The sequence below is a fragment of the Chromobacterium sp. genome (assembly GCF_041912965.1).
Lineage (GTDB): Bacteria > Pseudomonadota > Gammaproteobacteria > Burkholderiales > Chromobacteriaceae > Chromobacterium > Chromobacterium aquaticum.
Map to the genome: position 1 here is coordinate 26,814 of NZ_JAYSGF010000011.1, position 26,269 is coordinate 53,082.

Sequence of the window (26,269 nt, forward strand, 5' to 3'; positions counted from 1 at the left end):
TCTGTCGGACAAACTACTGCCAGACAAACATCACGGTTTGATTGCCGCCAGATATCAAACATAGGAAAATAATAATATTCTATTCCGGAGAGCAAGATGACGTTCAAGGCGAACGACTCACTGACTGAACAAATCGCCCAATACCTGGGCAAACAAATCATACAAGGTACGATGCAAGCCGGAGAGCGCATCCAGGAATTGCGCATTGCGTCGGAACTGGAAGTCAGCCGCGGGTCCGTGCGCGAAGCTTTGCTGATCCTGCAACGCCGCCACCTGGTGGAGATTTTCCCGCGCCGCGGCGCGGTGGTGTCCAGCATCACCGACGACGATGTGCGCCACTTCTTCGAACTCTGGTTCCTGCTGCTGGACCAGGCGGTCTGTAATCTCGCCACCTCCTGGCAAAACGACGACCTGGCCCACTTCTTCGAAGTCACCACCCAGTTGGCCGAATGCAACCGCCGCGATGATCTGCAAGGCTTTTACGAACACGGCGTCGACTTTCTCGACACCTTGTACCGCTATGCCGGCAATCGCTATCTGGAGAGCACGCTGAAGGATCTGCTGCCGCTGACTCAGCGCTGCCTGTTCGCCATTCTGCGCGCCGGCAAAAGCCAGATGGACCAGACCCAGCAGTTCCTGGAAAACCTGCTCAAGACCATCATCGCCCGCGACACCGCCAAACTGCGCCAGATGGTGGCGGCCTTCGGCCAACAATACAGCTTGCTGGCACAAGGCGCCGCCGAATCGCTAAGCGGCCGCCATTGACGCCCAGCGCTCTGCCAGCGCCCGGGCGGCTCGCAGCACCAATTCCTTGCCTGCATCCCGCCGTTTGCCGGTCCGCCATGCCATGGTGACCTCCCACTGCCAGGCCGGCAGATCGGCAATCCTCACCCTGCGCAGCACACCCTCGGCCAGATCGGACTGAATAGACAACTCCGGCAGGAAACACAGAAAGCCATGGCGCATGGCCAGCTCCCTGGCCGCCGACGCCGGCTGTACCGCATGAATGGGCTGCGCCACCATGCGCGCCAGCCGCAGCCGGCGTATCAACTCATCACACTCCACGCCCCAGTATTGAGGCGCAATCCGGTAAGACGCCACTTCCTCCAGGCGCAGCGGCTGTTCCTTCTCCGCCAGCGGATGCCCGGCGGCCACCACTGCCACGATGGGCGAACGCCATAGTGTTTCCATCTGTATGCCCGCCATCGCCGGGCAGCGCAGCACAAAACCGACCTGCACCAGGCCGGACAACAGATTCTGCATGATCTGCTGCGAGTGATCGGTATCACAGCGGATTTCCAGCGGCGCCTCCGCCAGCGCCAGCAACAGCGGGCCGAACACCGATGAAGTCAGCGACGGCAAACAGGATAAGCGCAAGCAAGGCAGGGCCGGCGTGCCTTGCAGGATTTCCCGCCCCTGTTCCAAGGCCGACACCGCTTGCCGCGCCGATGGTAGAAAGGCCAGGCAGGCCGCGGTCGGCTCCGCGCCGCGGCGATGGCGCTGGAACAAGCCGATATTCAACTCCTGCTCAAGTTGCTGCACCCGCTGGCTGACCTGGGGCTGCGACCAGCCGCGCTTGGCCGCGGCCTGACTGAAGCTGCCAAGCTCGGCGATATCAAGCAACAGGCACAAATCGGCAAAAGAAATAGACATAATGAAATCCAATATTAACTATTACGGATTAGTCTCTTACACAATATCAGGGCGCCTCATAGAATGACATGAAAATAAGGAGATTTCATGGCGCTGCTCAAGCGGGCCCGGACCTTGGGCAAGGGCTTCATCCTGCTGGACAACCTGATTGTGGTATTTGGATTCTTCATGGTATTCCCGCTGATCAGCCTGCATTTCGTCGATCAATTGGGGTGGAGCGCCGCCGCAGTGGGCCTGGGTCTGGGCCTGCGACAATTCACCCAGCAAGGGCTGGGACTATTTGGAGGCTCGCTGGCCGATCGCTTCGGCGCCAAGCCGCTGATCGTCGCCGGCATGTTGATGCGCGCAGCCGGCTTCGCCACCATGGCGCTGGCGGACACACCCTGGCAATTGTGGCTGTCCTGCCTGCTGTCCGGCCTGGGCGGCACCCTATTCGATCCGCCGCGCTCCGCCCTGGTGGCCAAGCTGACCCGCCCGCGCGAACGCAGCCGCTTCTACTCGCTGCTGCTGATGCAGGACAGCGCCGGCGCGGTGGGCGGCGCCTTGTTTGGTTCCTGGCTGCTACAGTTTGATTTCCGCTGGGTGGGACTGGGCGGCGCGGTGGTGTTTCTGGCGGCGGCAGCAGCGAACGCCTGGCTGCTGCCCGCCTATCGGGTGGCTACTCGTCGCGCACCGGCATGGAACGCAATCCGCCTGGTGCTGGGCGACCGCCGCTTCCTCAAGCTGGTGCTCACTCTCAGCGGCTATTATCTGCTCAGCGTGCAGATCATGCTGCTGGTGCCCATCGCCATCAAGCACCTAACCGGCTCCGCGCAAGCCGTCGGCTGGATGTATGGGCTGGAAACCTTGCTGTCCTTGACCCTGCTCTACCCGCTGGCGCGCATCGGCGAGCGCCATTTCCGCCTGGAAACCCGGGTATTGGCCGGCCTTGCGCTGATGAGCCTGAGCCTGGCCTGCATGGCCGTGGTGCGGCAGCCCGCGTCCGCCTTCCTCGTCCTTGGGGTCTTTTTCCTCGGCACCATCATCACCGAGCCGGCGCGCGAAACCCTGGTGGCCAGCCTGGCGAAACCGGACGCGCGCGCCAGCTATATGGGCGCCAGCCGGCTGGGACTGGCCCTGGGCGGCGGCATCGGCTTTTTCGCCGGCGGCTGGCTGTACGACTTCGCCCAGCGCCAGCAGCAAGCCGGCTTACCCTGGCTGTTGCTCTCCATCATCGGCGCCATCACTTTCATCGCCTTGGCGCGCCAGTTCGGCGTCTCCATGCCGCAGGCGGCCAAGCAAGCGGCCTGACAACAACAAAAGCCCGCCGGATGGCGGGCTTTTCATCAATCAGCTGGGCTGTTTGCCTTGCGGCAAGCAGACAGTAAAACCGGTATTACGCGTTCTGAATATTAGACGCTTGCTTGCCCTTCGGACCGGACACCACTTCAAAGCTTACACGTTGACCCTCTTTCAGGGTTTTGAAGCCTTGCATGTTGATGGCCGAGAAGTGAGCGAACAAGTCTTCGCCGCCTTCGTCCGGAGTGATGAAACCAAAGCCCTTAGCGTCATTGAACCACTTAACGGTACCAAATGCCATTCTTACTTCCTTGCAAAAAAAGGCTGGTGAAGCCGACCAACTTAGAGCTTAATAGAGCTGTCGGGCCTGCCAAGCGCAAAAAAATGCCAAACAGTTAAGCCAAGCACCAGCTGCATTTCTACGCAAGCCGCAGCGCATCGTCAAGTGATAGAGGAAAAGTGCCAGTCCCCTTGAAAAAAACTCTTGGGGAACCCAAATTGAAGTAAGACGCAGATTCCACGAAAGCCGACATGTCTACGCAGTTCAAGGACGATGCCATACAAGAGGCGTCCCGGGTAAAGGACACACCGCCCGCGATGTATAAGGTCTTGTTATTGAACGATGATTTCACCCCTATGGATTTTGTGATCCAGGTCTTGCAGCAGTTCTTCCATATGAACCGCGAAAAGGCCACCCACATCATGCTGCAAGTCCACACGCAAGGTCACGGCGTGTGTGGCGTTTATACCAAAGACGTGGCTGCAACAAAGGTCGAGCAGGTGTTGCAATATGCGAAAGCACACCAGCATCCGCTCCAGTGCGTTATGGAGGAAAACTGATGATTGCCCAGGAGCTTGAAGTAAGCCTGCACATGGCGTTCATGGACGCAAGGCGCAAGCGCCACGAGTTCATCAGCGTGGAGCATCTGTTACTCGCGATGACCGATAACCCGTCGGCCGCCGAAGTACTGCGCGCATGTGGAGCCAATATCGACCAACTGAAAAAACAGTTGGGCGACTTCATCGATGAGCACACCCCCACCGTGCCAGGGGAGGCAGAGGTGGAGACTCAGCCCACGCTAGGATTCCAGCGCGTGATACAGCGCGCCATCCTGCACGTGCAGTCTTCCGGCAAGAAGGAAGTCACCGGAGCCAATATCCTGGTGGCCATCTTCGGCGAGAAGGATTCCCACGCGGTCTACTATCTGCATCAGCAAGGCATTTCGCGGCTGGATGTGGTCAACTTCATCTCCCACGGGATCACCAAGCAGCGCTCGCAGCAGCCGCCGCAGGAACCCCGCGACAGCAATAACGAGGCGGAGAGCGAAGAGCAGGCCACCGGTCCGGGCGGGGCGCTGGAGAACTACACCCAGAACCTCAACCAACAGGCGCGCGACGGCAGGATAGACCCGCTGATCGGCCGCGAGCCCGAACTGGAGCGCACGGTGCAGATTCTCTGCCGCCGCCGCAAGAACAACCCGCTGCTGGTCGGCGAGGCCGGCGTGGGCAAGACCGCCATCGCCGAAGGACTGGCGCGCCGCATCGTCAACGGCGAAGTGCCGGAAATCCTGGCCAAGTCCACCGTCTACGCGCTGGACATGGGCGCGCTGCTGGCCGGCACCAAGTATCGCGGCGATTTCGAACAGCGGCTGAAAGCGGTGATCAAGCAACTGACCGAGGACAGCAACGCCATCCTGTTCATCGACGAAATCCACACCCTGATCGGCGCCGGCGCGGCCTCCGGCGGCACGCTGGACGCGTCCAATCTGCTGAAGCCGGCGCTGTCCAACGGCAGCCTGCGCTGTATCGGGGCGACCACCTACAACGAATACCGCAGCATCTTCGAGAAGGACAATGCGCTATCGCGCCGCTTCCAGAAGATAGACGTCAACGAGCCAACGGTGGAACAGACCGTGGAGATCCTCAAGGGGCTGAAATCGCGCTTCGAGGCCCACCACGGCGTCAAGTACACGCAGTCGGCGCTGTCCACCGCGGCCGAACTATCCGCGCGCTTCATCAACGACCGCCACCTGCCGGACAAGGCCATCGACGTGATTGACGAAGCCGGCGCGGCGCAGAAGATTCTGCCCAAGTCCAAGCAGAAAAAGGTGATCAACAAGACCGAGATCGAGGACATCGTCGCCAAGATCGCGCGGATTCCGCCCAAGACCGTGTCGTCCGACGACAAGAACGTGCTGAAGAATCTGGAGCGCGATCTGAAAAACGTGGTGTTCGGTCAGGAAAAAGCCATCGAAGGGCTGGCCAGCGCCATCAAGATGACGCGTTCCGGCCTGGGCAATCCGCAAAAGCCGATCGGTTCCTTCCTGTTCTCCGGCCCCACCGGCGTCGGCAAGACCGAAGTGGCGCGCCAGCTGGCCTACATCCTGGGTGTGGAGTTGATCCGCTTCGACATGTCCGAGTACATGGAACGGCACGCGGTGTCGCGACTGATCGGCGCGCCTCCGGGCTATGTCGGCTTCGAACAGGGCGGCCAACTGACCGAGGCGGTCAACAAGCATCCGTACGCGGTGGTGTTGCTGGATGAGATCGAGAAAGCCCATCCGGACATCTACAACGTACTGTTGCAGGTGATGGACCACGGCACGCTGACCGACAACAACGGCCGCAAGGCGGACTTCCGCAATGTGGTGATCATCATGACCACCAACGCGGGCGCCGAGTCGCTGTCCAAACCGACGCTGGGCTTCACCCAGACCAAGGTGACCGGCGACGAGATGGGCGACATCAAGAAACTGTTCAGCCCGGAATTCCGCAACCGCCTGGATGCCATCATCCCGTTCAAGATGCTGGACGAGCAGATCATCCTGCAGGTGGTGGACAAGTTCCTGATGCAGCTGGAACAGCAACTGGCGGAGAAGCGGGTGGACATCCACTTCACCGACGAGCTGCGCCGCTACTTGGCGAAGAACGGCTTCGATCCGCTGATGGGCGCCCGGCCGATGGCGCGCCTGATTCAGGACACCTTGCGCAAGGCGCTGGCGGACGAGTTGCTGTTCGGCCGCCTGGTCACCGGCGGCGATGTCACCATCACCGTGATCGACGACAAGGTGGAACTGCAGTTCGATCATCAGGCGCTGGCGCCCGAACCGGCCTGACACTCGTCTTGTCATCCATGACGCCCGCGCAAGCGGGCGTTTTTCTTTCTCGCTCTCAGAGCCTGTTTACGATCTCGCGAGCTAGAGCGAGACAAGGCGAAAACGGCTGAGAAAGCGGAGTGTACACACGGTACATAAGCATTTCGAAGGCGTTTTCAACGCCGTATCGCCGACGCGCAGCAGACTTTGAACAGCTTCTCAGCCACGCGGATGGTGCTTGGCGTGCAGCTGCTTCAGCCGCTCGCGCGCGACGTGGGTGTAAATCTGGGTAGTGGAAATATCCGAATGCCCCAGCAATAGCTGCACCACACGCAAATCAGCGCCATGGTTGACCAGATGAGTGGCGAAGGCATGGCGCAACACATGGGGACTCACCGCCGGCAAACCCTGACGCTTGGCGTATTGCGAGATCAGATACCAGGCCATCTGCCGCGTCATGCCCGCCTTGCGCTGGGTCACGAACACCATGTCGCACACCGCTCCCGCCAGCAACAGCGGTCTGGCCTCGGCTAGATAGCGCTGCAGCCACTCCTGGGCCAGTTCGCCCAACGGCACCAGCCTCTCCTTATTGCCCTTGCCCATGGTCTTGACCAGGCCATCCAGCAGATTGAGCTGTTGCAGTGTCAGCCCCACCAATTCCGACACCCGCAGGCCGCTGGCGTACAGCACCTCCAGCATCGCCCGGTCGCGCAGCCCCAGTGGCGTCCCCACATCCGGCGCGGCCAACAGCGCCTCCACATGCCGCTCGGACAGCGACTTGGGCAAGCGCAGCCCCAGCTTGGGCGCACGCAAGCGGGCGCAGGGATCATCGTCGCGCAGCCTGGCTTGCGCCAGGTACTGGTAAAAACGCTTCATCGCCGACACCATACGCGCCCGAGTGGCCGGCTTTTCGCTATCCACGCCCAGCAACAAGGCCTGCTCCAGTTGCTCCAGATTGGCCTCTACCATGCGCGCGCCGCCGGCCTCCAGCCGGGCGGCCAGCTTGTCGAGGTCGCGCCGATAGGCGGACAAGGTGTTCTTGGACAAGCCGTCACTAAGCCATAGCTGATCCAGGAATCCGTCTATGGCATCCCTCGCCGCCATCCTCTCCTCGCTTATCGCTTCTCTCTCCATCATCACCAGATAATACCCACGTCATTAATGCCAGTTGCGGCAGCATGCAACTCTTAACGCCGTCCACGCCAATTTGCAATCCATTTCTACGCCGACTTGAAAAACAAGCATTTACTTCTCCCAATCCGGCGCGCTTCAACGCGAACTTATTGCACCGCAAAAATCATATTGAATAAACAGATACACATAAAACATCATTTGTCATATTATCCCGCCAAAATTAAATCAACAAAGAAGCCCTTCGCGGCCTAGCGGCTGATCGTGAAGCGCTTCCAGGAACCTGTTCGCCAGCTTGCGAGCAAGAGCGAGACAAGGCGAAAACGAGCGAGAAAGCGGAATGTACAAGTGGTACATGAGCATTTTGAGCTTGTTTTTAACGCCGTATCGCCGAAGCGCAGCAGGCTTTGAACAGGTTCTAAGAAGTAAATACAGCATTAGCTCACCCACCTACAGAAACGACCCGGCAGCAGTGGCCCCCCGCCCTACCGGCAGGGGTCCTATTGCGCTCGATTTTCCGATGCCAGCGCCCAAGACACGCGGCGCCAGCCAGGGTCGATGCGCGGCAACGCGCTTGGACTCGCTATATTACATTCGCTAGGAGTGACCCATGAGCAACACACCAGCATTGCGCCATCCGCTGACTTCGTCCCAGGCGGAGGTCTGGCTGGCCCAGACCCTGCTGGGCGACAGTTCAGCCTACAATCTGTCCGACTATATCGAAATCCATGGCCCGGTGGACGCCGCCATCTTCGAAGCCGCATTGCGCCAGATGCTGGCGGAAACACTCGCTTTAGGCGTCGCGTTCAAAGCTGACGCGCTCGGCGTCAGCCAGCAGCCAATCGAATGGCAATCCTGGCGGCTGCCATGCCTGGACTTCAGCCAGGCCGAGAACCCAAGCGTGGCCGCCGAACAATGGATGCAGCAGGACTGCAATCAGCCTTTCGAGCAGGAAGCCGGCCCGCTGTTTCGCTACGCGCTGCTCAAAATCTCGGAACAACATTATTTCTGGTACCAATGCCTGCCCCATATCGCGATGGACGGCTGGGGCAATGGCTTGTTGGTGCAGCGCGTCGCCCATCTCTATACCGCAATGAGCGAAGGCTGCGAGCCCGCCTCCAGCCCCTTCGGCGATTTTTCCCGCCTGGCGCAAATCGACGCCGATTACCGCACGTCCAGCGCCTTTCAGGAGGACCGCGACTTCTGGCTGGAGTATTGCGCGACGCTGCCGCCACCGGCCAGCCTCAGCCCACGTCAGGAGCCTATGCGCGGCCTGAGGCGCCATCGCCTGCGGCTGAGCGGCCCCATTGTCCAGCGCCTGCGCGACAGCGCCAAGACCTTGGCCATTCCGCTGCCCCAGTTGCTGATTTCCATCATCGCCGCCTACTTGCAGCGCATCAGCGGTCAACAGGAGCTGAGCATAGGCATCCCGGTCGCCGCGCGCAGCCAGCGCGAGCAACGCGCGATTCCCGGCATGCTGGCCAATGCGCTGCCGATGCGGCTGCAAGTGCGGCCGGACATGACCATCGGCGAAGTCGCGCGTCAGGTCAGCCGCCAGGTCCGCCAAAGCCTGCGCCGCCAACAATACCGCTATGAAGACATGCTGCGCGACCAGCAAGGCCAGACCGGACGCGGCCACCTGTTCACCACCACCATCAATGTGGTGCCCTACGATCACGACCTGCGCTTCGCCGGCCACGGCACCACGCCGCACAACCTCGCCAACGGCCCGGCGGTCGACCTGGGTTTCGACATTTTCGACCGCAGCGACGACAAGGCGCTGGAGATAGGCTTCAACGCCAACGCCGCCCATTACGACGCGCCAGCGCTGGAGCGTCATATGCAGCGCCTGCTGCAACTGATGCGAGCGCTGGGAGATAATCCAACGCAAACGCTGGGCGATATCGAACTGCTCTCCGACGCGGAACGCGAGGCCTTGCTGGCGGCCTCGCGCGGTCCCGAACTCGCTGTCGCCGCGGACACCCTGCCCGCCTTGTTCGAACGTCAAGCCGTCCACGCCGCGCACAGCATCGCGGTCCAGCATGGCGAGCTCAGCATCAACTACGCGGAGCTGAATGCGCAGGCCAACCGGCTGGCCCATCAACTGATCGCCGATGGCGTCGGCCCCGAAGACATCGTCGCCTTCTGCCTGCCGCGCTCGCTGCGGCAAATCGTCGTGCTGCTCGCCATCGCCAAGGCTGGCGCCGCCTACCTGCCGCTGGACCCGCGCTACCCGCCCGAGCGTCTGCAGCTGATGCTGGAAGACGCGCAGCCGCGTCTGTTGTTGAGCGATGGCGACTGGAGCGGCGAGCTGCCGGCCGGCCTTGCTCAGCAGAACCTGGATCAGCCGGAATTCCAGGCCGCGCTCCAGTTGCGCAGCGCCGCCGACCCCGACGACGGCGCACGCCGCGACGCCTTGGGCCCGGCCAATATCGCCTATGTGATCTACACCTCAGGCTCCACCGGCCAGCCCAAGGGCGTACTGGTGTCCCATGCCGGCATCGCCAACCTGGCCGCTTTTCAGAGCGCCACGCTGGAAGTGGGCCCCGGCAGCCGAGTGCTGCAATTCAGCTCCATCAGCTTCGACGCTTCGTTCTGGGAAATCGCCATGGCGCTGCTGTCCGGCGCCACCCTGGTCATGGCCGATCACGAGGAGCAATTGCCGGGACCGGCGCTGGAACGTCTGCTGCGCCAACAGGAAATCAGCCACCTGACCCTGTCCCCCAGCGCTCTGGCCAATCTGTCGGTGGAATCACTGCCACAACAGCTTCGCTTGATCGTGGCCGGCGAAGCTTGCCCGCCGGCGCTGGCCGGCCTGTTCGGCCTGCAGCGCAAAATGTTCAACGGCTATGGCCCCACCGAGGCGACGGTTTGCGCCACGCTGAGCCAGCTGGACGGCGACGGCAGCGCCCCGATAGGCACGCCGCTGCCCAATGTGCAGGCCTATGTGCTGGATGCCAAGCTGCAACCGCTGCCGGTCGGCGTTGCCGGCGAGCTGTATATCGCCGGCGTCAGCCTGGCGCGCGGCTATCTGAACCGTCCGGCGCTGACCGCCGAGCGCTTCATCGCCAACCCCTTCGAGCCGGGCGAGCGCATGTACCGCACCGGCGACTTGGCGCGCTGGACCGATGACGGCCGGCTGGAACATCTGGGCCGAGTGGACCAGCAAGTGAAAGTACGCGGCTTCCGCGTGGAGCTGGGCGAGATCGAAGCCGCGCTGGCGCAGCACCCGACAGTGGCCAGCGCCGCCGTCATCCTGCACCCGCAGCCAAGCGGCCATCAGGCCCTGGCCGCCTATGTCGTCGCCCAGACCGACGCGCGGGCGGAACCCGCTCAGTTGCGCCAATACCTGGCGCAAATACTGCCGGAATATATGGTGCCCTCGTCGATCACCCTGCTGGACAGCATGCCGCTCAGCCCCAATGGCAAGCTCAACCGCCAGGCGCTGCCCGAGCCTGCGCAAGAAAGCGGCCGCGATTATCGGGCGCCGCGCACGCCGCCGGAGGAAATCCTGTGCGGGCTTTACGCCGAAATCCTCGGCTTGAACGCCGTAGGCATAGACGACAGCTTCTTCGAGCTGGGCGGCCACTCCCTGCTCGCCACCCGGCTGATCAGCCGGATCCGTTCTATTTTCCAGCTCGAGCTCGGCATCCGCAGCCTGTTCGAAGCGCCCAGCGTCGCCGCGCTGGCGCAACGCATCAGCCAGGCGCAGCCGGAAAATTCCTTCGCCATCCTGCTGCCGCTGCAACCCAAAGGCGAGCGCGCGCCGCTGTTCTGCATCCACCCAGCCGGCGGCCTGGGCTGGCCCTATGCCGGCCTGATCCGCCACCTTCCCGGCGATCAACCGCTATACGCGCTGCAGGCGCGCAGCCTGTCGCAGATGGAAACCCGCCCAGAGTCGGTGGACGAAATGGCGGCCGACTACCTGCGCCAGATCCGCGCGGTCCAGCCCCAGGGTCCCTATCATCTGCTCGGCTGGTCCTTTGGCGGCCATATCGCCCATGCGATGGCCATCTTGCTGCAGCAGCAAGGCGAACGGGTGGCGCTGCTGTCCATGCTGGACAATTACCCCCAGCCCTCGCGCCTGTTCCAGCCGGAAGACCAGATCATCCAGCAGCGGCTGATGAGCGCGCTGTCGGACGGCGCGGTGGCGCCGGGCGAAGACTACGTGGCGCGCGTGCGCGAACATCTGGGCATGTCAGGTCTGGACGCCGGCCTGTTCGACGCCATCCTGCGCGAATTCAAGGCCGCGCCGGTCTTGATGAACGCCCACGACTTCCAGTGCTTTGACGGTGATCTGCTGTTCTTCCGCGCCAGCGAGGACCCGCTGCGCGATGAGTTCCAGACGCCGGAAGCGTGGCAGGCCCATATCGGCGGCGACATCGTCGTCCATTCCATCGCCTGCCTGCATGAAAAAATCATGCGCCCGGAAGCGCTGACTCACATCGGCCCGGTGCTGGCCGCAGCGCTGCGCCAGGCTCAGGAAGCCGCCAATCCTCATCCATCCCAGAACCAGGAGCCCAATGATGTCGAACTTGTTTGATTTGCCGGACGGCGAATTCATGGTATTGCGCAACCAGCAGGGCAGTCACTCGCTCTGGCCATGCGCGATCGCTGTCCCCGCCGGCTGGAGCGTCGCGCATGGCCCCGCGCCGCGCCAGGATTGCACCCGCTATATCGAGACCAGCTGGCGCGATATGCGGCCGGAGCACATTGCAGCCTGATGCCGGCTCGGAATTCCGCCGATGACTCGCAAAAAAAGCGCAAGACAATGTCTTGCGCTTTTCCTGTCCGTCCAAGCTTCAGCCGAACTCGAACTCATGCGCCAGCAACCACTGCTTGATGTCCACCGTCTCCCGCCCCAGGGAACGATTGAACCCGCCCAAACTATTACGCGCCACCACGCGGTGACAGGGCACGATGATGGGCACCGGGTTGCGGCCGCAGGCATTGCCCACCGCCCGCGCCGACGACGCCAACGCCGTGGCGATATCCTGATAACGCAAGGTTTGCCCGCTGGGTATCTGCGCGATGGCGTGCCATACCTGCAACTGGTGCTCGCTGCCCGACAAACGGTACGGCACGCTGAAATGGAAGCGAGGGTCCGCGTAATAGGCGTCCAGTTGCTGGACGAGCTCCCGCTCCAGGCTGCCCGGAGCCGGCGGCAACAGCGGCTGGCGCTGGGCCAGAAACTCCAGCCGCAGCAAAAAGCCGTCCCGGCATACCATGCCCAATTGCCCGAACGGCGCGTCGATCACCGCAGAATAATCCATGCCGCCTCCGCCATCATGCCAAAAATCCACTCACAGTCTAGTGAAGCAGTACGACGCAAGGCGTTTGTATCGCCCGCTGCGTGAACCAGCGCTTATCGCTCAAGGTGTGTGGGACGCTCAGCCAACTTTGAACCGCCAAGAAAAAAGCGCAAGGCATCGCCTTGCGCTTTGAACTGTCATCAGGTCCAGGCCTGACTCGGCCAGGCTTAGCCTTGCTTGCGAGCCGGCAGCTTTTCCTTGATGCGTGCGGATTTGCCGGTACGGCCGCGCAGGTAGTACAGCTTGGCGCGACGCACGTCACCGCGGCGCTTCACTTCAACGGAAGCCACCAGCGGGGAGTAGGTCTGGAAAGTACGCTCAACACCTTCACCAGCGGACATCTTACGCACGGTGAAAGCGCTGTTCAGGCCTGCGTTCTTCTTGGCGATAACCACGCCTTCGTAAGCCTGCAGACGTTCGCGGTTGCCTTCCTTAACCTTTACCTGCACCACAACGGTGTCGCCCGGAGCGAATTCCGGCAGGGTTTTGCCCAGGCGGGCGATTTCTTCTTGCTCGAGTTTCTGGATCAGATCCATGAGATTACTCCTGGTTTTTCTGGAGATCTTGTTCCTGCTGGTACTCCGCCAGCAGCCGAGATTCCTGTTTTGTCAAAACGCGGCCTTGCAGCAAATCCGGGCGACGTTGCATCGTCCTGCCCAGAGCCTGTTTCAGCCGCCATTTAGCGATCAGCGCATGATTACCGGACAACAGCACATCCGGCACCCGCATGCCCTGATAGTCTTCGGGTCGGGTATAGTGCGGACAATCAAGAAGCCCGTCCACAAATGAATCTTCGTAAGCCGACTGAACATCGTTCAGCACGCCCGGCAGCAAACGCACCACCGCGTCCATCAGCACCATCGCCGGCAGCTCGCCGCCGGACAACACGTAGTCGCCGATGGAAATCTCCTCGTCGACCTCGCGCTGGATCAATCTTTCATCCACGCCTTCGTAACGGCCGCACAGCAGGATCAGGCCCGGCTGCTGCGACAGTTGCTCCGCTTTCGCGTGCGTCAAAGGGCGGCCTTGCGGCGAAAGATAAATCACATGGCTGCGCTCGGCGCCGGCTTGCGCCTGCCTGGCCCTGGCCGCCGCGATGGACTGCGCCAGAGGCTCGATCTGCATCACCATGCCGGGGCCGCCGCCGTAAGGACGGTCGTCTACCCGGCGGTAGTTGTCATGCGTGAAATCGCGAGGATTCCAGGCCTGAAACCCCCAGATGCCCAAGTCAAGCGCCCGCTGGCTGACGCCAAAGCGGGCGATGGAATCGAACATCTCCGGAAACAGCGTTACCGCGTCGATCTGCATCAGTAGTCCAGACCCCAGTCCACCTGGATCTTGCCTGCGGCAAGCTGGACTTCCAGCACATACTGATCCACAAACGGAATCATGCGCTGCGCGTCCGCGCCCTGCACCACCAGCACATCGTGCGCGCCGGTTTCCATCAGCTCGCTCACCTTGCCCAGCGTTTCGCCTTGCAGATTGACGACTTCCAGACCGATCAGATCGGCCCAGTAGTATTCGCCCTCTTCGGCGGCGGGCAATTCAGCGCGCGGAATGGCAATTTGCTTGCCGCGCAACGCTTCCGCGCCATCACGGTCTTCCACGCCTTCCAGCTTGGCGACCAGCGCCTTGGGCTGGAGAGCGCCATTTTCAAATGTGTACGGCTTCCAGTCGTTCTCCTGACCCAGCCACCAGACCGGGTAGTCGAACAAACCGTCAGCGTATTCGGTGTCGGCCTGGATCTTGATCCAGCCCTTGACACCAAAGGCGCCACGCACAAACCCCATTAATACGAGATCTTCCTTGCGCATGCGCCTAGTCCGTCCGATATGAAATCAACGAACGCTTAGGCAGCGGCCTTCTGCTCTTTCAGCAGCTTGGCAACAGCGTCGGAAACTTGAGCGCCAACGCCTACCCAGTGGTTCAGGCGGTCCATGGTGAAACGGACGCGCTCTTGCTTCTCATTGGCAACCGGGTTGTAGAAGCCAACGCGCTCGATGAAGCGACCGTCACGACGGTTACGGGAATCGGTCACCACGATGTTGTAGAACGGACGGTTCTTGGCGCCGCCACGTGCCAGACGAATCACTACCATTGTCGATTGTCCTTGAATAAAAACGGTATGTAGAAAAGCCCACGATTTTAGGTCAGTTTTCCCTTATCTTGCAAGCGCTTAATGCAAGACGGCTGTCAAGCCCGCAGTTACAGGCTCTTGGACACCATGGTCAGAGCCCGGTCTTCCGGGTGCGGCTCCACTGAAAATCCCAGTTTATGCATCAGCTTCAGCATGCCTTTATTGCCGGCCAGCACCTCGCCACGCATCACTTTCAAGCCCTGCTCCCGCGCCGCGTCGAACAAGGCGCTCATCAATAGATAGCCTATGCCCTTGCCCTGCCAGCGGTCCGCCACCTCCAGCGCGAACTCGCAGCCCTCGTTGTCCGGATCGGTGATGAAGCGCGCCACCGCCAGCATCTCCTCGCCGTCCTTGTGCTCGCGCGTCATCGCCAGCGCCATCTCGCGGTCGTAGTCCAGCTGAGTGAAGCGCACCAACATGCTTTGCGACAATTGCTTGATGCTGGACAAGTAGCGGTTGTAGCGGCTTTCTTCAGACAGATTGCGCACGAACTCCTGTTGCATATCCGCATCTTCCGGACGCACCGGACGCACCATCACATTGGTGCCGTCGTTCAATTTGGCGCACACCACCATGTGACTGGGGTAAGGCATGATCGCCATATGGCCGTAGCGCTTCAAGTCCGGCCGCGGCGGACACACGATGATACGGGCGTCCAGCGCAATCACACCCTGCTCGTCGGCGATCAGCGGATTGATGTCCATTTCGCGCAGCTCCGGCAGCTCGCACACCATCTCCGACACATGCAGCAGCACATCCGCCAGCTCGTCCTGATCCACCGCCGGCAGGTTCTTGAACGCGCCCAGCAATTGGCCGATGCGGGTATGGCGGATCATGCTGGCCACCAGATAGTCGTTGAGCGGCGGCAGGGACAGCGCGCGGTCGTGCATCACTTCCACCGCGATGCCGCCGGCGCCGAAAGTGATCACCGGGCCGAAGGCCTCGTCGTGGGTGACGCCCACCATCACTTCGCGCGCGAAGCGGCGCTTGCGCATCGGCTGCACCGACACCCCGTCGATGCGCGCCTCCGGCCGCGCCTGCCGAGTGCGGCGGATGATGCCGTCGAAGGCCTCGCGCAATGTCGCCTCATTGCTGATGTTCAGTTCCACTCCGCCAACGTCGGACTTATAAATGATGTCCGGCGAATCTATTTTCAGCACCACCGGATAGCCGATCTTGTCGGCCAGCTTCACCGCCTCGTGCGCGGTGCGCGCCAGCTTGGTCGGATTGACCGGGATGTGGAAGGCCGCCAACACCTCCTTGGATTCGCGCTCGGACAGAATCTCGCGGCCGTCCTTCGCCGCCGCGGCGATGACCTTGCGTGCCTTGGCCACGTCGGGATCGGCGCGCTTGCCCTCCAGCGGCCCCGGCGTCTGCAGCAGCAATTGCTGGTTGCGTTGATAGGCCGCCAGATTGCGGAACACCTCAATGCCGTATTCCGGCGCGCGGAAATGCGCACACTTGGCCTTGGAGAACAGCTCGCGGCTCTCCGACACCTTGGCATCGCCCAGCCAGGACAAGAACAGCGGCTTGCTGCTCTCGCGCTGCAAGCCGATCATCAATTGCGCCGTGGTCAGATGGTCGGTACCGGCCTGCGGCGTGAAGATCACCATCACGCCATCCACATTGGGATCGTCCAGACAGGCTTTCACCGCGGTGCGGAAGCGCGCCGGACTGGCGTCGCCGATGATGTCCAGCGGATTGCCGCGCGACCAATTGCGCGGCAGCACCCCATTGAGCAGCTCCAGCGTGTCATCGGACAGCTTGGCCAGCTCGACCCTATTGGAATAGGCGCTGTCGGCGGCCAGCACGCCGGGGCCGATGCCGTTGGTGACGATGGCCAAGCGCCTGCCGCCCACCCGGTAATTGGCGGCCAGCACCTTGGCCGCGGTGAACAATTGGGCGATGGTGTCCACGCGCAGCACGCCGGCGCGCGCCAGCGCGGCGTCGAACACATCGCCGCTTTCCACCAGATTGCTGGAATGCGTGACCCCGGTGACCGCGTCTTCGTAGCGGCCGGACTTGATCACCACCACCGGCTTGGTGCGCGCCGCCGCGCGCAAGGCCGACATAAAGCGGCGCGCGTCGTGAATGTGGTGGACATGCAACAAGATGCCCTGGGTGAAATTGTCCGCCACCAGGTAATCCAGAATTTCGCCGAAACCGACATCCAGCGCATTGCCCACCGAAATCACGCTGGAAAAGCCTATGCCCTTGCTGTCCGCCCAATCCAGCATCGCCGTGCACAAGGCGGATGACTGCGACACCAGCGCCAGATTACCCGGCCTGACCTTGCTGGTGTAATTGCTGGCGTTGAAGCCCGCCACCGGCCGCATCAGGCCCAGCACATTGGGCCCCAGGATGCGGATGCCGAAATGGCGGCTGATCGACAGCGTCTCGTTGATGATCTCGCGCTCCAGCTGCTCGCTGTCGGCGAACTCCTTGGCCAGCAGCACCGCCTTGATGCCCTTCTTGCCGCAATCCTTCATGATGGCCGGCAGAGTCCGGGTCGCCGTCACCACCACCGCGATATCCACCGGCTCATTGATCTGGCGCACCGAGGCCACGGCGGGAATCCCGGCCACCACCTTGTGATTGAGGTTGACCGGGAACAGCTTGCCCTGGAAGTTGCCCGCCAGCAGATTGGCGAACACCGCCTGCCCTATTGAGCCCGGCGTGTCGCTGGCGCCGACCACGGCAACGCTGCGCGGCGAAAACAACGGAGTCAGGTAATGCGGCCTCATTAGATGCTCATCCTTGGAAATAGTGATAACCGGCTCAAGGCCGGCGCTGCGCGCGCAAGGCCCGTCCTCCCTGTCCCGGCCAAAGCCCCATCATGCCGGCGGGATCTCAAGCCCATCTTGACCTCAGGCAAGCCCGAGTTTATCCCTTAGAACCTGTTTACGATCTGCTGCGCGTCGGCGATACGGCGTTGAAACCAAGCTCAAAATGCTCATGTACCACCTGTACATTCCGCTTTTTCACTCGTTTTCGCCTTGTCTCGCCTTAGCTCGCGAGATCGTAAACACGTTCTTCGCGCCGTCAGGCGATGCCTGCGCAAATGGACTGGCGCGGACACTACAATATTGTTAACCTTTATTGTTTAGCAAAAGCTCTTTACTGCACCGCACAAAGTCGCCATGCGCTCCTCTCGGAAAAGAAGGAAGGGAATGGCGGCGGGAGTCGATCCATCATGACGAAACGCGTCGTCACGCTTGCCCATTACTATACCCAACCCGAAATCCAGCAGATGGCCGACAAGGTTGGCGACAGCCTGGAGCTTTCTTTGTACGCCAAGGAAGCCAATGCCGACATCATCGTGTTCGCCGGCGTTCGCTTCATGGCCGAAACCGCGAAGATACTCAACCCCCAGGCGGAAGTGATCCTGCCCGACGCCGGCTCCACCTGTTCGCTGGTGACCCAGACCGACGTGGCCGCGCTGGCCAAATGGCGCAAACAACACCCCGATCACGTACACGTTTCCTATATCAACTCCAGCGCCGAGCATAAAGCGCTGTCCGACTGGATCGTCACCAGCCGCAACGTCGACGACATCATTGCCCACCTGTACGCCGAAGGCAAAAAAGTGATCTTCTCGCCGGACCGCAATATGGGCGGCTACCTCAACTACCAATACGGCTACGACATGCCGCTGTGGTCGGCCGTGTGCGAAGTGCACGACAAATTCAATGAAGCGGCGCTGGACGAAGCCTTTGCCGCCGCCGGCGCCGAGAAATACCTGATCGCCCACCCGGAAAGCCCGCTGCCGGTGCTGAAGAAAGCCGACTACGTCGGCTCCACCTCCGGCATGCTCAACTGGGTCAAACAGTTTGACGGCAGCCCCGACGCGGTGATCTTCGTCGCCACCGAGGACGGCATTCTTTACAATATGGGCCTGGCGCGCCCGGACCTGGACTTGCGCCAGGCACCGATCTACGCCGGCTGCCAATGCAACTCCTGTCCTTATATGAAGATGAACAGCGTGGCGGCAGTCAAGCGCGCCCAGCAAGGCGAGGGCCTGCGCATAGATTATCTGAGCCCGCAGCAGATGGACGCGGCGCGGCTGCCGATCGAGCGCATGCTGGAATTCAGCCAGCGTTACTACGCCTGAGCCACCGCCAAACCCGCCCACCGGCGGGTTTTGTTTGTCAGCCGCCGACGCCGGACTTTTCCGCGTCATCGATGCGGCGCTACAATCAGCCCACCCTGTATGCCGGCCCCCTATACAAGAAAGACAGCATGAAGTTTCTCATCAGCAATGACGACGGATATTTCGCCCCCGGACTGGCCATGTTGGCGCAGACCCTGTCCCGGCACGGCGATGTCGTCGTCGTCGCGCCGGAACGGGACCGCAGCGGAGCCAGCAACTCCTTGACGCTGGATCGTCCGCTGACCGTGCGCACCGCCGCCAGCGGCTTCCATTACGTCAACGGCACGCCCACCGACTGCGTGCACCTCGCCGTCACCGGCCTGCTCGACTTCAAGCCGGACATGGTGTTCAGCGGCATCAACCAAGGCCCCAACCTCGGCGACGACACGCTCTACTCCGGCACCGTGGCCGCCGCGACCGAAGGTTTCATGCTGGGCATCCCCTCGGTCGCGGTTTCGCTGGCCGGCTATAGCGGTCAGCACTTCGCCAGCGCCGCCGTGGTGGTGGATCAATTGGTGGAACGCTGCAAACGGACGCCGTTTCGCGAGCCGGTGCTGCTCAACGTCAACGTGCCCGACATCGCGCCGGAAGCGCTGGGCCAACTGACGGTGACCCGCCTTGGCCGCCGCCACTGCGCGCAGCCGGTGATCAAATCTCAGAATCCACGCGGCGAGACGATATACTGGGTGGGACCGGTCGGCAATGTACAGGATGCCGGCGCGGGCACGGACTTCGGCGCGCTGGCCAACAACGATATTTCGGTGACGCCGCTGATGCTGGATCTAACCGCCTATGGCCAACTGGACGGAATCAAGACATGGCTACACCACAGCTGACGCCGGGCCAACCGGCCTACGGCATGCTTTCCGACCGCACCCGCCGCCGCATGGTCGAACGGCTGCGCCAAAACGGCGTGGCCGACGAACGCGTGCTGAGCGCGATGTCGGAAGTGCCGCGTCACCTGTTTGTCGACCAAGCGCTGGCCACGCGGGCCTATGACGACGTCTCGCTGCCGATAGGCCATGGACAAACCATCTCCCAGCCCTTCACCGTGGCGCGGATGACGGAAATTCTGCTAAATGGCAAAGCGCCGGGCAAGGTGCTGGAAATCGGCACTGGCTGCGGTTATCAAACCGCGGTGCTGCTGAAAACCGGCGCCGAGGTCTATTCGATTGAACGCTTGGGTGTCATTCTTGACAAAGCCAGACGCAATTTGCGCGCCGCCAAGCAAGTGCATGCCCGCCTGGTGCATGGCGACGGTCATTTCGGCCTGGCCGAAGCCGCCCCTTTCGACGGTATCATCATGACTGCCGCCGCGCGCAATATCCCCCAGGCCCTGGTTGAACAGCTCAGCGACGGCGGCCGCATGATCATGCCGATAGGCGAAGAGGAACAGTACTTGTGGCTGATAGAGAAAACCGCGCAAGGCCTGCAGAAAAGCCGGCTGGACCCGGTGAAATTCGTACCCTTGCTTGCCGGGCGCAGTTAAAACTGCAAAAACACAACAGTTTCTTTGTCCGACAATTTATCAAATCACTTAAACAGACTATAAAAAACAAAAGTATGCTAAAAATGCATTGCAGCTATGCATATATATTCACGGCTTCGATCGGCATCGCCCTGAGCGGATGCACCAGCATCGCCCAACAAGCGGCCCCAGTGGAAAGCGGTGCGTCGGCCGCCACGCATAGCGCGCCGCCCCCCGCGCCGGTTTCCACACCTGCGGCAACGGGCGGCGGTGCCGCGGTAGCAACGCCGTACCAGGATAACGGAGGAGTGTCCGCCGCGCCGATAGGCTCCGCCACGGCGGCAGGCGTGACAGCAAAAGAAAAGACCCATGTGGTCCAGCCGGGGGAGAACCTGTTCCGCATCTCCTTGAATAACGGCTTGAAATACAAGGATGTTGCCGAGTGGAACAAGCTGCCGGACAACAATATCAAAGTAGGACAGGTATTGCGTTTGACGCCTCCCGGCAGCGATACCGCCGTGGCAGCGCCGGCCGCCGGCGCCAGCCAGCCGGCCACAACCCCGGCTCAGCCCAGCGCGCCGGTAGAGAGCGCCACCAACCGTCAAGGCGGGATCAAGACCTACCCCAAGGCCTTGAAACTGCCGTATAGCGCAGAAGCAGCAAAAACCCTGTCCGCTCAGAGCGAGGGCGGACCGGGCAATAACAAGAACGCTCAAGCCCCGATCAACTCCGCCAGTACGGCGGCGGCAAGCGCTCCGGCCAAGGCCGAAGCGCCGGCGGCAACAACGCCCAGCGCCAAGCCGGAGGCCAGCAAGCCCGCGGCGAAGGCCGACGAGGACGCGGTGCCGTGGCTGTGGCCGACCGAAGGCAAGATGATCAAGGGCTATTCCGACAGCAGCAAGGGCATAGACATCAGCGGCCGCAACGGTCAGCCGGTGCTGGCGGCGGGGGATGGCAAAGTGGTGTACAGCGGCACCGGCCTGCGTGGCTATGGCAAGCTGATCATCATCAAGCACAACAAATCCTTCCTGTCCGCCTACGCCCACAACAGTCAGTTGCTCGTAAAGGAGGGCCAGTCTGTCAAGCGAGGGCAGAAGATTGCCGAAATGGGCAATTCCGACGCCGACCAAGTGAAACTGCACTTTGAGATCCGCCGCTTCGGCAAGCCGGTGGACCCGATGCAGTACCTTGACCATAAGTCCTGACGGGCGGCCGGGGCCCCCGTCCAGGATCAGAAAGAGACGGGGGTAGAACATGAGTAGCGAACTCGACATTCTCGAAGAGCAAGAAATTCTCGACGAGGACAGCAATGAGGAAGCCGTTGCCGAAGTGGAGGCAGAGGAAGTCGGCGAAGCGCAGCCGGTATACGAAGAAGTTGCCGACGTCACCCAAATCTACCTCAACGATATCGGCAACAATGCCCTGCTGACGCCGCAGGAAGAACTGGCGCTGGCCCGCCGCGTGGTGGCCGGCGAGTTCGAAGCGCGGCAGAAGATGATCGAACACAATCTGCGGCTGGTGGTGAACATCGCCAAGCACTATATCAACCGCGGACTGGCGCTGCTGGATCTGATCGAGGAAGGCAATATCGGTCTGATGCACGCGTTGGAAAAGTTCGACCCCGAGCGCGGTTTCCGCTTCTCCACCTATGCCACCTGGTGGATACGCCAGAGCATAGAACGCGCGATCATGAACCAGTCGCGCACCATCCGCCTGCCGGTGCACGTGATCAAGGAGCTCAACGTCTATCTGCGCGCGTCGCGCCATCTGGAAAGCCAGATCGGCCGCGAGCCGACGCTGGACGAAATCGCCCACCTGGTCGGCAAGCCGGTGGACGATGTGCGCAAGGTGATGAACCTGAACGAGCGCATGGCCTCGCTGGACGCGCCGCTGGACATCGACCCCATGCTGTCGATTGGCGAATCCATCCCCGACGAGCAGCACGACGAGCCGGAAATCCAGCTGCACAACAGCCAGCTCGAACACTTCGTCCACGACTGGCTGGGCCAGTTGAACGAAAAACAGAAGCTGGTGATCGAGCGCCGCTACGGTCTGAACGGCTATGAAATCTGCACGCTGGAAGAACTAGCCGCCGCGCTGAGCCTGACCCGCGAGCGGGTGCGCCAGATCCAGATCGAAGGACTGGAGCAACTACGCCGCATCCTGCGCCGCAAGGGAATCTCCAAGGACTTCCTGTTGTAGCGAGCGGCGGCGTCAGTCCCTACAGCCCCCGGCACACCGGGGGCTTCGTTATTTGCGCGCCAGCCGAAAACGGCGGCTGCGACGCAACCATTCCCGCTGCCGGGCTTCCGCGCTGTCCCGCGCGCGATAGCGCAAGGCAACGTATTCCTGCACCAAGGCCTTCAACTGCCGGTACTCCGCCTCCGCCAGCCGGGGCTTGGCGCTGCGCAGCAGCTCCAACGGCCCGTCGCAAGGCCCTACCGCGACCCGCCGACGCTGCAGCTGCGCCAGCAGCAGCCGCCAGCCCTGCGCCATAGGCTCTTCGTTCAAACCTCGGCGGCGCCACCACCAGAGCAGCGGCAAGCAGGCCAGCGCCAGTCCATACAGCAAGGCCCGTAACACGCTGCCCACGCTGACGCTCTCCCCCAGCCCCAGACGCTGGAACAGGTTTTGCTGACGCGCCGCATCGTAGCCTACCACCCATTGCTGCCAGGCAAAACCGGCCGCCTGCCAGTTCTGGCGCAAATTGCGCAGCCATGCCGGCGACAGGCCGGCCAGCCCCTGCTCGCGCAAGGCTGGCACGCTTTGCTCGGCGCCATCCGCCAGCCGCAGCGGCGCCACCGCGCTGGTGGGGTCGACGCGCAGCCATTGCCCGCTGTCCGCCAGCCAGATTTCGACCCAGGCGTGCGCATCCGACGATTTGACCTGCCAGAAACGCCCCACCGGATTGTATTCCCCACCCTGATAGCCGACGACGATGCGCGCCGGCAGGCCCGCTGCGCGCGCCATGAAGGCCAACGCCGAAGCATAGTGCTCGCAAAATCCCTGGCGGCTGGCAAACAGGAATTGATCGATGCCGTCTTGCTGATCCAGCAAGGGCGGACTCAAGGTATAACGGAAGCCTTGGCTGCGGAACGCTTGCAGCGCCTGACGCACGAATGCGCGCGATCCGCCGGCCGCCAGCTCGCGCGCCCAGGCGCGCGCGCGCGGATTGCCCGGCGGCAAGCGCTGGTAGAACGCCTGTTCCCCGGCGGGCAGCGCCGACGCATAAACCCCGCCGACACGGCTGGCGCCCTGAAAGCGCAAGGTCTTGTTCTCCTTGCTATCACCACGCAATAGCAAGCCATAGCGCTGCCGCGCATCCTCATCGTCCGGCTGCGGCACATCCAGCGCCGGCAAACGCCCCTTGTCCGGCTCCAACGTAATCGCATACGCGACGACGGCGCCGCCGCTCAAACGCTCGCCGCCCCGCGCCGGAGGCTCGCCGCTGGCGCGCCAACTGCTGCCGTCGAAACGGTCCAGCAGCATTACTCGCCAGTACATCTCCGCCCGCGGCGGTGGCGCCTGTTCGAACACCGCGGCGAATGCCGGCTCCTGACTCAGGATCAAGCGGCTGACGCTGCCGGGTTCCAGGCTATCGCCCAGGCCGCTGACCGCCTGCCGCCCCGGCGCGCTGGGCATGCTCCACAAGGGGCCGGATAGCCGCGGCATGATCACGAACAAGACCAGCATCAAGGGCAAGGCCAAACCCAGCGCCGACGCGGCCGAGCGCAGGCTACCGCGCCACGGCGCGCCTTCCAGCGCCGCCATCGCGCCGGTCAGCGCCAGCAGGCTCAAGGCCAGCCAGACCGCCGCCGCCGGCGACTGATCGAACAATAGCGGCATCGCAGCCAGGAACACACCCAGCGCGATCAACACCCGCCAATCCCGCAGCCGCTCACACTCCAGCGCCTTGAAGCCCAGCAGCAACAGCAGAATGCTGACACCCCCCTCCCGCCCCACCAGCGTGCCCAGGCTGCGCCAGCACAACCAGCCCGCCAACGCCAGCGCGGGCAGCAGCCACCAGGACGCCGGCGGCGGCCGTCCGCGCCAAACCAGCAGCGCCTTGACCAGCAGCAGCGCGCTGGCCAAGGCCACCAGCCACAGCGGCAGATGCAGCCACAGCGGCGCGGCGCTCAGCGCCACCGCGACCAATACTGGCCAGACTCTGGAGAACTCAACACGCGTCATCGCCGCGCTCCCGGTGCAGCGCCAAGGCCGTCAGCGCCAAAAGGCGCTGCTGGGGCTGCGGCCCTATGCTGCGCGTCGGCAGCTTCAATACATAAGCCAGGCGCGAACGCTCGCACTGCTCAACGCGCCAGGCCAGCCGCGACAACTTGAGCTCCACATCGCCGCCACGGCCATAGTCCTGCCAGTCCAGCGTCAACAGCCCCGCCCTGCCCTCGCCGGCGAATTGCTTGCTGACCAGCGCGTCACGGCGCGCCAATACCTTCCAGGCGATGCGGCGCGGCGAATCGCCGACGCGATAGGCGTCCAAATGAGAAAAATCCTCCTCCACGCCGGGACCGCCGCTGGGCTTGTCGCCGCCGCCCTGGCTGTGACCGCGCTGGCTGTCCTGCAAGGGCGCGGGGAACAACAGCACCTGAGCGGTCAGCCGGACCCAGGCGCTCGCGCGCACCAAGCCAAACGGCGCCTCGCTCCAAACCTGGCAAGCCGGCAAGGCCATATAGCCGCGCCGGCTGCCGCAGACGCTCAACTCCAACTCGAACTCGCGTCCGCCCGGCAGCCTGCATACCTGTGCCTCGGCATCGTCCAGCAAAGCCAGGTTCAACAGGCGCGCACCGGCGTCATCATGGCTCAACAGCACGCGGAAACGCGCCACGTCGCCGGCAAAGACCGGCTCAGCGTCCAGCGCCCTCAGTTGCAGTCCGGCCAGTTGCCGGTACGCCATCAATACCGCGACCAACAGCAGGCCGGCCACCCAGAACGATAAGGCATAGGCCAGGCTGACATCGTAGTTCAAGGCGCCGATCCAAACCGCCAGCGCCACCAAGCACAAGGTCAGACCAAAACGGGTGGGCAGCAGATAAATGCGGTTCTGTTCCAGACGGCAATGCGGCTGCGGCGCCACTCGGCGCAGCATCCAGCGTCGCAGCCTGCCGCGCCAATCAAGGAATGGGAACATGGGCGAGCAGGCCGCTGGCGGCTTCGCCGCCATTGCCGCCGGCCAGGCGATGGCCGGCCACGCTGGGGAACACCGCTTTCACATCTTCCGGCAACACATGGTCGCGCCCTTCCAGCAAGGCCCAGGCGCGTGCCGCCGCCACCAGCGCCAGGCCGCCACGCGGACTCAACCCCGCAGCGAAACGGCTGTCGCGGCGCGAGGCTTCCACCAAGGCCAACACATAGGCGGCCAGCGCCGGGCTGACCGTCAGTTTCGCGGCCTGGCGCTGCAAGGCGATCAGCTCGCCCGGCTTCAGCGCCGGCACCAATTGCGCCAGCAACTGGCGGCGGTCTTCACCCTGCAGCAGGGCCAATTCCGCCTCGCGCGGCGGATAGCCCAGGGAGACGCGCATCAGGAAACGGTCCTGCTGCGATTCCGGCAAGGGGAAGGTACCGGCCTGCTCCGCCGGGTTCTGGGTGGCGATGACGAAGAAAGGCTCGGGCAAGGGGTAGGTGGCGCCGTCTATGGACACCTGGCGCTCCTCCATCGCCTCAAGCAAGGCAGACTGCACCTTGGGCGATGCGCGATTGATCTCGTCGGCCAGCAGTACTTGCGAGAACACCGGGCCCTGGTGGAAGTGGAAAGCGGCGGAGTCGCGCTGGTAGATGTTGACGCCGAGGATGTCGGACGGCAGCAGGTCGCTGGTGAACTGCACCCGGCGGTATTCCAGGCCCAGCACCCCGGCCAGGCCATGGGCCAGCGTGGTCTTGCCCACGCCGGGCACATCCTCGATCAGCAGATGGCCGCGGGCGATCAGGCAGGCCAGAGCCAGGCGGATAGCCTGCGGCTTGCCCAGGATCAATTGATTCAGTTGACGATAGGCAATGGAGAGAGATTGCATTTGCACCCGCTTACGCGCA

General features: G+C 62.6%; 23 protein-coding genes. 11 read left to right on the forward strand and 12 right to left on the reverse strand.

All coding sequences use genetic code 11. The annotated features are described in order from the left end of the window. The first annotated feature begins 96 nt into the window (after positions 1-96). Positions 97-765 (forward strand): GntR family transcriptional regulator, encoded by a 669-nt coding sequence (locus ACE3QM_RS07935; RefSeq protein ID WP_374421333.1) that lies wholly within the window; start codon positions 97-99, stop codon positions 763-765. On the opposite strand, the gene ACE3QM_RS07940 is transcribed toward ACE3QM_RS07935, so the two are convergent. After that, positions 748-1,653, reverse strand: coding sequence for a LysR substrate-binding domain-containing protein (locus ACE3QM_RS07940; protein WP_374421334.1), 906 nt, complete (start codon positions 1,651-1,653; stop codon positions 748-750). The two genes, ACE3QM_RS07935 and ACE3QM_RS07940, sit on opposite strands and share 18 nt — an antisense overlap. 87 nt (positions 1,654-1,740) lie before the next feature. Here ACE3QM_RS07940 and mdtH point away from each other — a divergent pair, with 87 nt between their 5' ends. Further along, positions 1,741-2,943, forward strand: coding sequence for a multidrug efflux MFS transporter MdtH (gene mdtH, locus ACE3QM_RS07945; RefSeq protein ID WP_231463538.1), 1,203 nt, complete (start codon positions 1,741-1,743; stop codon positions 2,941-2,943). Positions 2,944-3,028: 85 nt separating this feature from the next. Here the strand turns inward: mdtH and ACE3QM_RS07950 are convergent, their stop codons facing one another. Further along, positions 3,029-3,232: a cold-shock protein gene (locus ACE3QM_RS07950; RefSeq protein WP_011137214.1), complete on the reverse strand. Its 204-nt coding sequence runs from the start codon at positions 3,230-3,232 to the stop codon at positions 3,029-3,031. Positions 3,233-3,462: 230 nt separating this feature from the next. Between ACE3QM_RS07950 and clpS the strand changes: the two genes are divergently transcribed. Continuing rightward, positions 3,463-3,771: an ATP-dependent Clp protease adapter ClpS gene (gene clpS / locus ACE3QM_RS07955; RefSeq protein WP_048411364.1), complete on the forward strand. Its 309-nt coding sequence runs from the start codon at positions 3,463-3,465 to the stop codon at positions 3,769-3,771. Further along, positions 3,771-6,047, forward strand: a complete 2,277-nt coding sequence (clpA, locus tag ACE3QM_RS07960) for an ATP-dependent Clp protease ATP-binding subunit ClpA (RefSeq protein WP_048411363.1) — start codon at positions 3,771-3,773, stop codon at positions 6,045-6,047. Before clpS ends, clpA begins: the two co-directional genes overlap by 1 nt. Positions 6,048-6,245: 198 nt before the next feature. Here clpA and xerD read toward each other — a convergent pair whose 3' ends face one another. Continuing rightward, positions 6,246-7,130, reverse strand: coding sequence for a site-specific tyrosine recombinase XerD (gene xerD, locus ACE3QM_RS07965; protein WP_231463536.1), 885 nt, complete (start codon positions 7,128-7,130; stop codon positions 6,246-6,248). A 637-nt stretch (positions 7,131-7,767) separates the two neighbouring features. Here xerD and ACE3QM_RS07970 point away from each other — a divergent pair. Continuing rightward, on the forward strand, positions 7,768-11,700 hold the full coding sequence (locus tag ACE3QM_RS07970; protein WP_374421336.1) for an amino acid adenylation domain-containing protein: 3,933 nt from the start codon (positions 7,768-7,770) through the stop codon (positions 11,698-11,700). After that, the gene (locus ACE3QM_RS07975) at positions 11,684-11,881 is read left to right on the forward strand and encodes an MbtH family protein (RefSeq protein WP_374421337.1); all 198 of its coding nucleotides are present in this window, start codon (positions 11,684-11,686) and stop codon (positions 11,879-11,881) included. The genes ACE3QM_RS07970 and ACE3QM_RS07975 overlap by 17 nt, the downstream gene beginning before the upstream one ends. 78 nt (positions 11,882-11,959) lie before the next feature. Here ACE3QM_RS07975 and ACE3QM_RS07980 read toward each other — a convergent pair whose 3' ends face one another. The 6 genes from ACE3QM_RS07980 to ACE3QM_RS08005 all read right to left on the reverse strand — a co-directional run bounded on the left by ACE3QM_RS07980 (position 11,960) and on the right by ACE3QM_RS08005 (position 17,350). After that, positions 11,960-12,430 (reverse strand): methylated-DNA--[protein]-cysteine S-methyltransferase, encoded by a 471-nt coding sequence (locus tag ACE3QM_RS07980; RefSeq protein ID WP_231463531.1) that lies wholly within the window; start codon positions 12,428-12,430, stop codon positions 11,960-11,962. A 206-nt stretch (positions 12,431-12,636) separates the two neighbouring features. Continuing rightward, positions 12,637-13,005 carry a 50S ribosomal protein L19 gene (rplS, locus tag ACE3QM_RS07985; RefSeq protein WP_048411359.1) on the reverse strand — a complete coding sequence of 123 codons (369 nt, stop codon included), beginning with the start codon at positions 13,003-13,005 and terminating at the stop codon, positions 12,637-12,639. Between the two features lie 4 nt (positions 13,006-13,009). Then, on the reverse strand, positions 13,010-13,777 hold the full coding sequence (gene trmD, locus ACE3QM_RS07990; protein ID WP_231463530.1) for a tRNA (guanosine(37)-N1)-methyltransferase TrmD: 768 nt from the start codon (positions 13,775-13,777) through the stop codon (positions 13,010-13,012). After that, entirely contained in the window at positions 13,777-14,283 is a 507-nt protein-coding gene (gene rimM / locus ACE3QM_RS07995; RefSeq protein WP_374421338.1) for a ribosome maturation factor RimM, read from the reverse strand. Before rimM ends, trmD begins: the two co-directional genes overlap by 1 nt. 35 nt (positions 14,284-14,318) lie before the next feature. Then, entirely contained in the window at positions 14,319-14,567 is a 249-nt protein-coding gene (gene rpsP / locus ACE3QM_RS08000; RefSeq protein ID WP_019102878.1) for a 30S ribosomal protein S16, read from the reverse strand. A 107-nt stretch (positions 14,568-14,674) separates the two neighbouring features. Further along, a complete protein-coding gene (locus ACE3QM_RS08005; RefSeq protein ID WP_374421339.1) occupies positions 14,675-17,350 on the reverse strand; it encodes a GNAT family N-acetyltransferase in 2,676 nt (891 codons plus the stop codon). A 449-nt stretch (positions 17,351-17,799) separates the two neighbouring features. Here ACE3QM_RS08005 and nadA point away from each other — a divergent pair, with 449 nt between their 5' ends. From nadA to rpoS, 5 genes are all read left to right on the forward strand, one after another. Further along, positions 17,800-18,717 carry a quinolinate synthase NadA gene (gene nadA, locus ACE3QM_RS08010; RefSeq protein ID WP_231463524.1) on the forward strand — a complete coding sequence of 306 codons (918 nt, stop codon included), beginning with the start codon at positions 17,800-17,802 and terminating at the stop codon, positions 18,715-18,717. A gap of 128 nt (positions 18,718-18,845) precedes the next feature. Beyond that, on the forward strand, positions 18,846-19,592 hold the full coding sequence (gene surE / locus ACE3QM_RS08015) for a 5'/3'-nucleotidase SurE (RefSeq protein ID WP_374421340.1): 747 nt from the start codon (positions 18,846-18,848) through the stop codon (positions 19,590-19,592). After that, positions 19,574-20,245, forward strand: coding sequence for a protein-L-isoaspartate(D-aspartate) O-methyltransferase (locus ACE3QM_RS08020; protein WP_048409314.1), 672 nt, complete (start codon positions 19,574-19,576; stop codon positions 20,243-20,245). The genes surE and ACE3QM_RS08020 overlap by 19 nt, the downstream gene beginning before the upstream one ends. Continuing rightward, the gene (locus tag ACE3QM_RS08025) at positions 20,158-21,429 is read left to right on the forward strand and encodes a peptidoglycan DD-metalloendopeptidase family protein (protein ID WP_374421341.1); all 1,272 of its coding nucleotides are present in this window, start codon (positions 20,158-20,160) and stop codon (positions 21,427-21,429) included. The genes ACE3QM_RS08020 and ACE3QM_RS08025 overlap by 88 nt, the downstream gene beginning before the upstream one ends. A gap of 49 nt (positions 21,430-21,478) precedes the next feature. After that, a complete protein-coding gene (gene rpoS, locus ACE3QM_RS08030) occupies positions 21,479-22,426 on the forward strand; it encodes an RNA polymerase sigma factor RpoS (protein ID WP_048409312.1) in 948 nt (315 codons plus the stop codon). A gap of 48 nt (positions 22,427-22,474) precedes the next feature. On the opposite strand, the gene ACE3QM_RS08035 is transcribed toward rpoS, so the two are convergent. From ACE3QM_RS08035 to ACE3QM_RS08045, 3 genes are read right to left on the reverse strand one after another with little or no spacing between them, the layout of a single operon-like run. Further along, positions 22,475-24,415: a transglutaminaseTgpA domain-containing protein gene (locus ACE3QM_RS08035; protein WP_374421342.1), complete on the reverse strand. Its 1,941-nt coding sequence runs from the start codon at positions 24,413-24,415 to the stop codon at positions 22,475-22,477. Further along, complete coding sequence (locus ACE3QM_RS08040; protein ID WP_374421343.1) at positions 24,402-25,370, reverse strand: DUF58 domain-containing protein; 969 nt, start codon at positions 25,368-25,370, stop codon at positions 24,402-24,404. The genes ACE3QM_RS08035 and ACE3QM_RS08040 overlap by 14 nt, the downstream gene beginning before the upstream one ends. After that, positions 25,354-26,250, reverse strand: coding sequence for a MoxR family ATPase (locus ACE3QM_RS08045; protein WP_231460864.1), 897 nt, complete (start codon positions 26,248-26,250; stop codon positions 25,354-25,356). The genes ACE3QM_RS08040 and ACE3QM_RS08045 overlap by 17 nt, the downstream gene beginning before the upstream one ends. Between the last annotated feature and the right edge of the window lie 19 nt (positions 26,251-26,269).

What these genes read in the sequence shown, in the direction of transcription:
- nadA (WP_231463524.1), top strand. Translation starts at nt 17,800, where the DNA reads ATGACGAAACGCGTCGTCACGCTTGCCCATTACTATACCCAACCCGAA.
- clpS (WP_048411364.1), top strand. Translation starts at nt 3,463, where the DNA reads ATGTCTACGCAGTTCAAGGACGATGCCATACAAGAGGCGTCCCGGGTA.
- rimM (WP_374421338.1), bottom strand. Translation starts at nt 14,283, where the DNA reads ATGCGCAAGGAAGATCTCGTATTAATGGGGTTTGTGCGTGGCGCCTTT.
- surE (WP_374421340.1), top strand. Translation starts at nt 18,846, where the DNA reads ATGAAGTTTCTCATCAGCAATGACGACGGATATTTCGCCCCCGGACTG.
- ACE3QM_RS07950 (WP_011137214.1), bottom strand. Translation starts at nt 3,232, where the DNA reads ATGGCATTTGGTACCGTTAAGTGGTTCAATGACGCTAAGGGCTTTGGT.
- ACE3QM_RS08040 (WP_374421343.1), bottom strand. Translation starts at nt 25,370, where the DNA reads ATGTTCCCATTCCTTGATTGGCGCGGCAGGCTGCGACGCTGGATGCTG.
- rpoS (WP_048409312.1), top strand. Translation starts at nt 21,479, where the DNA reads ATGAGTAGCGAACTCGACATTCTCGAAGAGCAAGAAATTCTCGACGAG.
- mdtH (WP_231463538.1), top strand. Translation starts at nt 1,741, where the DNA reads ATGGCGCTGCTCAAGCGGGCCCGGACCTTGGGCAAGGGCTTCATCCTG.
- ACE3QM_RS07935 (WP_374421333.1), top strand. Translation starts at nt 97, where the DNA reads ATGACGTTCAAGGCGAACGACTCACTGACTGAACAAATCGCCCAATAC.
- ACE3QM_RS08005 (WP_374421339.1), bottom strand. Translation starts at nt 17,350, where the DNA reads ATGAGGCCGCATTACCTGACTCCGTTGTTTTCGCCGCGCAGCGTTGCC.
- ACE3QM_RS07980 (WP_231463531.1), bottom strand. Translation starts at nt 12,430, where the DNA reads ATGGATTATTCTGCGGTGATCGACGCGCCGTTCGGGCAATTGGGCATG.
- rpsP (WP_019102878.1), bottom strand. Translation starts at nt 14,567, where the DNA reads ATGGTAGTGATTCGTCTGGCACGTGGCGGCGCCAAGAACCGTCCGTTC.
- trmD (WP_231463530.1), bottom strand. Translation starts at nt 13,777, where the DNA reads ATGCAGATCGACGCGGTAACGCTGTTTCCGGAGATGTTCGATTCCATC.
- clpA (WP_048411363.1), top strand. Translation starts at nt 3,771, where the DNA reads ATGATTGCCCAGGAGCTTGAAGTAAGCCTGCACATGGCGTTCATGGAC.
- ACE3QM_RS07975 (WP_374421337.1), top strand. Translation starts at nt 11,684, where the DNA reads ATGTCGAACTTGTTTGATTTGCCGGACGGCGAATTCATGGTATTGCGC.
- ACE3QM_RS07940 (WP_374421334.1), bottom strand. Translation starts at nt 1,653, where the DNA reads ATGTCTATTTCTTTTGCCGATTTGTGCCTGTTGCTTGATATCGCCGAG.
- xerD (WP_231463536.1), bottom strand. Translation starts at nt 7,130, where the DNA reads ATGGCGGCGAGGGATGCCATAGACGGATTCCTGGATCAGCTATGGCTT.
- ACE3QM_RS08035 (WP_374421342.1), bottom strand. Translation starts at nt 24,415, where the DNA reads ATGACGCGTGTTGAGTTCTCCAGAGTCTGGCCAGTATTGGTCGCGGTG.
- ACE3QM_RS08020 (WP_048409314.1), top strand. Translation starts at nt 19,574, where the DNA reads ATGGCTACACCACAGCTGACGCCGGGCCAACCGGCCTACGGCATGCTT.
- ACE3QM_RS08045 (WP_231460864.1), bottom strand. Translation starts at nt 26,250, where the DNA reads ATGCAATCTCTCTCCATTGCCTATCGTCAACTGAATCAATTGATCCTG.
- rplS (WP_048411359.1), bottom strand. Translation starts at nt 13,005, where the DNA reads ATGGATCTGATCCAGAAACTCGAGCAAGAAGAAATCGCCCGCCTGGGC.
- ACE3QM_RS07970 (WP_374421336.1), top strand. Translation starts at nt 7,768, where the DNA reads ATGAGCAACACACCAGCATTGCGCCATCCGCTGACTTCGTCCCAGGCG.